Origin of the sequence: Ochrobactrum sp. SFR4, assembly GCF_019730395.1 — a bacterium.
Classification (GTDB): Bacteria; Pseudomonadota; Alphaproteobacteria; order Rhizobiales; family Rhizobiaceae; genus Pseudochrobactrum.
Genome location: NZ_JAAPBB010000035.1, coordinates 1 through 7,333 on the forward strand (window position 1 = coordinate 1; position 7,333 = coordinate 7,333).

At 53.6% G+C, this 7,333-nt stretch carries 7 protein-coding genes and 5 pseudogenes; 5 read left to right on the forward strand and 7 right to left on the reverse strand.

Annotated elements, in window-relative coordinates; translation table 11 throughout:
* Positions 1–73: 73 nt before the first annotated feature.
* The 7 genes and pseudogenes from HBA93_RS17435 to phnD form a co-directional block, all read right to left on the reverse strand.
* A pseudogene (locus HBA93_RS17435) lies at positions 74–187 on the reverse strand (arsenate reductase/protein-tyrosine-phosphatase family protein); the annotation flags it as partial.
* A gap of 15 nt (positions 188–202) precedes the next feature.
* Entirely contained in the window at positions 203–643 is a 441-nt protein-coding gene (arsN2, locus tag HBA93_RS17440; protein WP_221724131.1) for an arsenic resistance N-acetyltransferase ArsN2, read from the reverse strand.
* Positions 640–999 (reverse strand): ArsR/SmtB family transcription factor, encoded by a 360-nt coding sequence (locus HBA93_RS17445; RefSeq protein ID WP_221724132.1) that lies wholly within the window; start codon positions 997–999, stop codon positions 640–642. Before HBA93_RS17445 ends, arsN2 begins: the two co-directional genes overlap by 4 nt.
* Positions 1,000–1,144: 145 nt before the next feature.
* Positions 1,145–1,716: pseudogene (gene phnE / locus HBA93_RS17450) on the reverse strand (phosphonate ABC transporter, permease protein PhnE); the annotation flags it as partial.
* A pseudogene (gene phnE, locus HBA93_RS17455) lies at positions 1,708–2,407 on the reverse strand (phosphonate ABC transporter, permease protein PhnE); the annotation flags it as partial. The pseudogenes phnE (HBA93_RS17455) and phnE (HBA93_RS17450), both read right to left, overlap by 9 nt.
* Positions 2,407–3,246 (reverse strand): phosphonate ABC transporter ATP-binding protein, encoded by an 840-nt coding sequence (gene phnC / locus HBA93_RS17460; protein WP_221724133.1) that lies wholly within the window; start codon positions 3,244–3,246, stop codon positions 2,407–2,409. The pseudogene phnE (HBA93_RS17455) and the gene phnC, both read right to left, overlap by 1 nt.
* Before the next feature lie 75 nt (positions 3,247–3,321).
* On the reverse strand, positions 3,322–4,275 hold the full coding sequence (phnD, locus tag HBA93_RS17465) for a phosphate/phosphite/phosphonate ABC transporter substrate-binding protein (protein WP_221724134.1): 954 nt from the start codon (positions 4,273–4,275) through the stop codon (positions 3,322–3,324).
* A 146-nt stretch (positions 4,276–4,421) separates the two neighbouring features.
* On the opposite strand from phnD, the gene HBA93_RS17470 reads away from it, so the two are divergent.
* The 5 genes and pseudogenes from HBA93_RS17470 to HBA93_RS17490 all read left to right on the forward strand — a co-directional run.
* Entirely contained in the window at positions 4,422–4,700 is a 279-nt protein-coding gene (locus HBA93_RS17470) for an ArsR/SmtB family transcription factor (protein ID WP_286202026.1), read from the forward strand.
* Between the two features lie 175 nt (positions 4,701–4,875).
* Positions 4,876–5,343 (forward strand): hypothetical protein, encoded by a 468-nt coding sequence (locus HBA93_RS17475; protein ID WP_221724135.1) that lies wholly within the window; start codon positions 4,876–4,878, stop codon positions 5,341–5,343.
* Positions 5,340–5,627 (forward strand): type II toxin-antitoxin system RelE/ParE family toxin, encoded by a 288-nt coding sequence (locus HBA93_RS17480; protein ID WP_221724136.1) that lies wholly within the window; start codon positions 5,340–5,342, stop codon positions 5,625–5,627. The genes HBA93_RS17475 and HBA93_RS17480 overlap by 4 nt, the downstream gene beginning before the upstream one ends.
* Positions 5,628–6,093: 466 nt before the next feature.
* Positions 6,094–6,446, forward strand: a pseudogene (tnpB, locus tag HBA93_RS17485) (IS66 family insertion sequence element accessory protein TnpB).
* Positions 6,447–6,536: 90 nt separating this feature from the next.
* Positions 6,537–7,144 (forward strand): annotated as a pseudogene (locus HBA93_RS17490) (transposase domain-containing protein); the annotation flags it as partial.
* Between the last annotated feature and the right edge of the window lie 189 nt (positions 7,145–7,333).

The window sequence follows — 7,333 nt, forward strand, 5'->3', positions numbered from 1 at the left end:
GAAACTGCCATAATTCTTCTCCTTAATGACAAATAGTCTATTTAAGGAGGCGGAATCAAACCGTGACAAGTCCAGAATAAGCCTTGAACCGATCGTCGCCTTCATTGTTGAGGATAGCTTCGGCGAGGATGGAACGTGCGGAGTTGCCCGTGCACAGGAAGAGTACGTTAAAGGTCTTTTCGGTCATTTCTGTGATCCTTGGCTAGGTCGGCGGACGAATAAGTTTCATGATGGTCGCCGATGATGGGCAGAGTGAGGAAAGCTGCCGGGTTGCGAGCACCCCAGCTGGCAGATTTTTCCGCTGAACTTCGATGAATCCGAGATGCTCGAAAAACGGCGATGCGTTCGTTGTCGCAAGGTAAACATCGTGGCCTCGCTCGACATGCGCCATAACCGCCGAGACGGCTGCATGGCCGACACCTTTCCCTCTTTGACCCGAAAGAACGACCACTGATCTCAGAAGCTGATCACCCCCGCATGCTTCAAGACCTGCGAAGCCGACCGTCTGATCATCGTCGAACACAATCCTGAAGAACATCCGCCCCTCATCCTCGATGTCATCCGTCGGAAGATCGGCGTCCACTAGCGCTTTTTTGAGATCGAGATTGCTCCCGTGCACGCGTTCGATCCTGAGGGCACTCATGCCAGACTTTCCTGCGGGGTCGGGATACAACACGGGGTAAGTTCAGCGATGAGTGGGGCACACAGTTCAGCTGATCCACCGCAACAATCCTTTAGAAGAAACAACGTCATATCGCGAAGCTGTTCAATCTTCGCACGATACATGATGATCCTGCTGTGCCGTTGCGATGATACGAGCCCTGCCCGCGACAGAATATTCAAATGCGCCGACATGGTATTTTGCGGCACCACGAGTGCACGCGCTATATCGCCGGCCGGCAGCCCTTCCCGCGCATGCTTTACAAGCAGCCGAAAGGTTTCAAGACGGGTTGGTTGAGCGAGCGCTGCAAGAGCGAGAATTGCCTGTTCTTTTTCCATATATCTAGATTACTAGAATTATGGTCAAAGTCAACATGTTTATTATATCGTGCCCTGCAAAGTGTTTCCTCGGATAAGGCGCGAAACGACTCCACAACGATACCATAGGTCGCGCGGCGAGCCTCAAAACTTCTGCATCTCAGGATCACACTATCGCCTTGCGCACGGTGGCCGCGACCCATTCGGACAGGATGACCGTCGCTAGAATGAGGATGAAAATCGTCGTCACCTGGGGCCAGGCAACATATTCAGAGAAGACTGAAGCTTGAGACCGAGCCCGCCTGCACCAACGAGGCCGAGGATCGCCGATTCCCTGATGTTGATATCCCAACGGAACACGGTAATCCCGAGGAACGATGGCAGAATCTGAGGCACAATCGCGTAGTCGATCACCTGCATGCAACTTGCACCGGTCGATGAGACGGCTTCAACTTGCATCTGGTCAATCTCCTCGATCGTTTCATAAAGAAGCTTGCCGACGAAGCCGATTGACCGCAGAGCGATCGCGATGATGCCGGCAAGTAGTCCAAGCCCGAAAATGGAGACAAGCAGCAGTGCCCAGATCAGCGAGTTGATAGAGCGTGATGCCACAATCAGGAAAAGTGCGATCCGCCGAAACACAAGCATGCTTGGCGTCGTGTTGCGTGCAGCGAGAAACGCGATCGGTACCGCCAGCACCGTGCCGGCGAGCGCTCCAAGCGTCACCATGTTGAGCGTTGCACCGATACCCCCTGCCCCGACGATGCCGATAACGGCCGATTCACGGAAGTTAATGTCAAACCGGTAGAGCGAAAGTCCTATCAACCTCGGCATCACCTGAGGTTGGACCGCATAATTGACGAGCTGCAGCCACGATGCCCCTGTGGCACGGACAGCCTCTGCCTGCTGTTCATCGATTTCTTCGATAGCATCTGCAAGCAGCTTTGCTACGAAACCAATCGTCGCGAACGTGAGCGTCAGGAAGCCAGCGAAGGGGCCGAATCCGAACATCGCGACGAGCAGGATCGCAATGATGATTTCTTGAAAGGCGCGCGATGTGGCAATGATCGAACGGCACACATAGTAGACTGGCACCGGCGCGAGATTACGCGCCCCGCCGATACCAATCGGAACGGAAATGAGGATGCCGACGATTGTCGAGGTCACAGTCATCGTCAGGCTCTCTTCAAGTCCCTGCGCGATGTCACGCAAGCGCGTGGTGAAATCCGGAACCAGAAAATCTTGCAGGAAACGCCAGCCACGATCCAGACTTTCGTAGGCGCGTGCCCAGTTTATCTCGATCGTCGCCACGGCAGCGATGATATAGATCAACACACACATAGATCAGCCAGCGCAAAACCGCGGATTTGATAAACAGCGGTGGCCGCCGCCACCTGTCGGGATAGCGCATTGACACCACCTCGGCCATCAGAGGGCTCCCGCCATGTGCTCTTGCGCTTGTTTGCGCTCAATAGCTGCGAGACGCTCTTCTTCGACATCATCCTGGGCTTGCTTCTGCATAGCGACCCAGTCCTCTTCGCCGTAGATGCGGGTGAGTGCAGCTGTGTCGAGTTGATCAGGCGTACCGTCGAAGACCACTTCACCGGCTCGCAGGCCGATAATCCTTTGCACAAAGGCTTGGGCCAGCAGAACGTAGTGGATGTTAATGACTGCCGGAAGGTTACGTTCCCTGCAGATCTCAACAATCAGCCGCATGATCTGCCGTGAGGTCTTGGGGTCGAGCGACGCTGTTGGCTCATCGACAAGAAGCAGTTCAGGGTCTTGCTCCAACGCTCGCGCGATCCCGACGCGCTGGCGCTGACCGCCTGAAAGGGCATCGGCCCGCTTGTCGGCATGAGCCGTCAAACCAACGCGATCCAGAAGTGCGAATGCGTTCAGCACGTAGTCTGCGGGGTAGCGGCGTAAAAAGCTGCGCCAGAACGGAACGTAGCCGAGCCGACCGGAGAGCACATTTTCCATCACGGTCAGCCGCTCAACCAAAGCATATTCCTGGAAGATCATGCCAATACGGCGGCGCGCGACCCTGAGATCAGATCGCGACAACGCGGTAACATCGCGTTCGCCAAGAAAGATCTTGCCGGCCGTCGGTTCGATAAGACGATTCACGCAGCGGATGAGACTGGACTTTCCGGCTCCCGAGGGTCCGATCAACCCAACGACCTGGCCAGCAGGGATTTGCAAGTTAATCCCGTTCAGCGCCTTGTCGCCGGTCTTGTAGGTTTTCGTGAGCCCCGTGATCCTCAGCATTATCGTTCTCCGCCTTCACAACCTGAGTAAGCGCCGGGTCGCGTGTACGACCCGGCGCCTATTGGTCCAACGTGTTTACTTGCACGCATAGGTGACGCCATTGGCTTCGTCGATCTGGCGAACGACAGACCAGTTTTCCTTGAAGGAGATTGGAATGAATTTTTCCTGCGGCGGTTCCGAGGTCTCGAATTCCTTCAAGAGCGCCGAGCCTTCCCAGTTGTAGGAGAAAAAGGCGTCTTTGATCTTTTCCTGCAATTCCGGGGTCAGATTGTGGGCCACGCCGTAACCTGTGGTCGGGAAAGTCTGCGATTTGAAGATTGAGATAATCTGGTCTGCCTTGACGATATCACGGGCGACCATTCGCTTCATGACGGAATTTGCAACCGCGGCAGCTGGGTAGTCCTTGTTGGCAACGCCGAGGACCGAATTGTCGTGCTTGCCGGAGAAAACCGGTTCAAAGTCCTTACCTGCCTCAAGTTTGTATCCGGACTTCAGCAATGCCGAGGGTGCCTTGAAACCGGAGTTGGACGTCTCAGCAGTGAAGGCGAGTTTCTTGCCCTTCACATCTTCAATCTTTTCAATCCCAGAGTCTGGGTAGGTAATGATCTCCATTTCGTAGCCGAAAGCGCCGTCCTTGGACGCCATCATCGCAAACGGCCGGAACCCGGCGCAGGCGACAGCGATCGGATTGGAGCCGGTGTTGAAGCCGGATACGTGCAGACGACCGGCGCGCATGGCTTCGATCTGAGCCGCGTTCTCCTGAACTGGGAAGAACTGGTCCTTCTTGCCAGTCTTTTCTGCGAGGTGATTGAGGAAGCCTTTCCAGACATCGGCGTAAACAGCTGGATCTTCGACCGGGGTGTAGGCGAACACCAGTGTATCAGGGTCCACAAGCTGGCTGGTATCGGTCGGAATGTCGGCGACCATATCGCCGTCCGCATCCGCGTAGCGGGCGTCGAGTTTAAAGTCCGCCTGAGCTGGCATTGCAAAAGCTACGGATATCGCCAGTGCGGCCATCAGGTTCTCCATCGATCCAAAACACACACCTACGCTTATTCGGTACTTGCACTACAGGAAGATGACAACATTGCATTTTTCCAGAAATACGGATTTATTCTGCGTGTTTTGTTAGCCCCAGCTTGATCAATCGAGTAACAGTCTATATATCTAGACATATGGAAAAATCAGCTATCGTAGAGGCATTTGCAGCCATTGCGCAAACCACGCGACTTGATGCACTGCGTCTTCTCCTGGATCACTCGCCGGAGGGATTGCCCTCAGGAGACATCGGAAAACTGCTCGATATTCCGCAAAACACGATGTTGTCTCATCTCAACGTGTTGAAGCGCGCCGGACTGGTCCAAACCCAACGCATCGGCACCACGATAATTTATCGGCCAAATACCGAGCTCGTCTGGAGGTTGGTGAAGTTTTTGGCGACGGACTTGGCCTAGTCGGCCCGAAACTGCGATTTTGGCCATTTCAAAGAACAAAGTCTGAACTTGCGATCAGAGAACGGGCGTTATGGAACGTGAACTGATGGGTTTATTGTTAAATACCTTGCAAAAATTAATTGATTGCGCGATGATGTTTCAATAGATTACACGGCAAAAGGAGCTCCCCCCCGTAATGTCTGCCGAAATCATTGATCACAATACATTGTCACGTCTTGTTGAAGCTGGTGCCGTACGCGGTGCACATGTGATCGGACAGCCTGGCGGATGGTCGCTGATGGTTAAATACGGTATGGTCGAGCGGGCTCTTGCAGCACAACGTAACCGTCAGGTGCGTGTATTCCGGCGTATGGAAACACTTGTTACCTATCTCAAAGATATCGGAATACAGCACTTCGACGTTGATGCTGCCGATTACGAAGCCGATGGTGGAAAATCCTATACGCGCCCAGATCGCAGTGCTGCATTACGTCAGGCTCACGAAGCTGTAGCCCATGATAAATGGTTCCGCGAACAGGTCGAAACAGCACTGAAGGAAGCCAATAACCCCGATACAGAGTGGGTTTCTCATGAGGATGTCAAAGAGGACATGACGCGCCAACGCATTGAATTGTTGGCGCGGATCACAGGCGAAACTGAATGAAAATTGTCTGGCTTCCTCAAGCGCGCGGAAATCGCATGAATCTCATTGCCTATATCGCTCAAGAAAATCCACGTACCGCCCTTGATCAACTCGACGAGATTGAACAGCAAACAGAGAGGCTCATCCAGTACCCAGAAATGGGACGAGTCGGACGAAAACGAGGTACCCGAGAATTGGTTATCAACCGAACGCCGTTTGTCCTCGTCTATCGCGTTCAACTGAAGTTACAAAGGATCGAAATCTTGCGTTTTCTGCATGGTGCGCAGCAATGGCCGCCCATTTGATGTCTTTTGTTCATTGTCTGTTTCGTAAGTTGGCCATTTTCGCAGCTTCGGTTCGACTAGGCCTTCATGGCAGGATGAAGGGGTTTCCCCATGGGGCCTACGGTGGAGTTTCTCACCCCTGAGAAGAGTATTAGCGGGGGAAGCAATAAATGGACGCCGGAATTCAAGGCTAGGCTTGTCTCAGAAACTCTTCGGCCTGGTGCACGAGGATGTTGCGCAGCGCTATGGTGTTCGGGCAAGCCGTTTATCTATGTGGCGGACGTTGGCCAAACGTGGTCAACTGGTTTTGCCCGCACCTGAAGACGGAATAGAACTCGCAGGGTTGGTGATCAGCGAGCCCTTGGCGGAACAATCGGGCTCTGACACCAGCTGCGTTGAGATATGCATTGGTCCAGTGACAGTCTGCCTTGAATCGGGTGCGCCAATTTCGCGTATTGTTAGTGGCGCGTGGACTGGCGGTCTCAGGATGATATTTCCTTCCAATCGGGTGCGTATCATGGTGGCGACAACACCTGTCGATTTCCGTAAAGGCCATGACGGGCTTGCTGCGTTGGTGAAGAACGAACTGCGCAAGGATCCATTTACGGGAACTGTATTCGTGTTCCGCTCGCGCAAGGCGGATCGGTTAAAACTGATCTACTGGGACGGCACAGGTATGGTCCTGGCTTATAAGCGTTTGGAAGCCCATACGTTCAGCTGGCCAAAGATCGGGATGGGCTGATGTCGTTGAACCATGCACAGTTTGAAGCTTTATTTGCAGGGCTTGATTGGCGACGCGTGCGGGCGGTGGACGCGAGAGCGCCGATTACGGTTGAATAGCTATTGAGCACTGGCACGATAGCTGCGGCACGATGACTCTGAGAACATAATCATCGAGCATATCAAGGCCGGATTTGGTAAGTTCGGCCCATGCTGGATGCCACTGACCTTCCCAATGATATTGCTGAGTTGAAGGCGCTTCTGATCGCAGCAACAGCGCTCGGTCTTCGTAAAAATGATCGGATAGCGCGGCTGGAGAAGCTGGTTGCCGCCTTCAAACAGGCCGCTTTTGGACGCGAGTCAGAGAAGATTAATCCTGAGCAGTTAGATCTGGCCCTGGAAGATCTGGAAACAGCCGTAGCGGCGACCCATGCATAAGATGAAGCGGATACAGCTTGCACCAGCTTGCCTCAAAGCCACGTGCCATCAATCGCGGTTCTTTACCAAAGCACCTGCCGTGCATTGATGAAGTAATTGAACCAGAAAGCCTGACATGTGCCTGCGGTGGTTGTCTGCATTGCATTGGCGAAGATGTTTCTGAACGACTGGATGTGATCCCCGCGCAGTTCCGTGTCATTGTCACCCACCGTCCAAAATATGCCTGCCGCACGTGTACGGATGGTGTTGTGCAAGTGCCAGTACCCGCCCGGTTGATCCCGTCAGGCTTGCCGACGGAAGCAACGGTCGCACATGTTCTGGTTTCCAAATATGCGGACCACCTTCCGTTTTATCGGCAGGCCCAGATTATGGGCCGTCAGTGTCAGACAGGCGCAGACTATATTATAGTACTCATGGTACTCGGAATATGCGGAGATTCTTATCATGCCCAAAGCTGCACGAAAGACCGAGATCGGCTCTGAGCATTCTTGTTGTCCGACATCAGCGCCCTTGAGACAAAACAGTGTTAATTGAGAAGAGAGGATTTTCGGCTCATGATAGCTCTATCA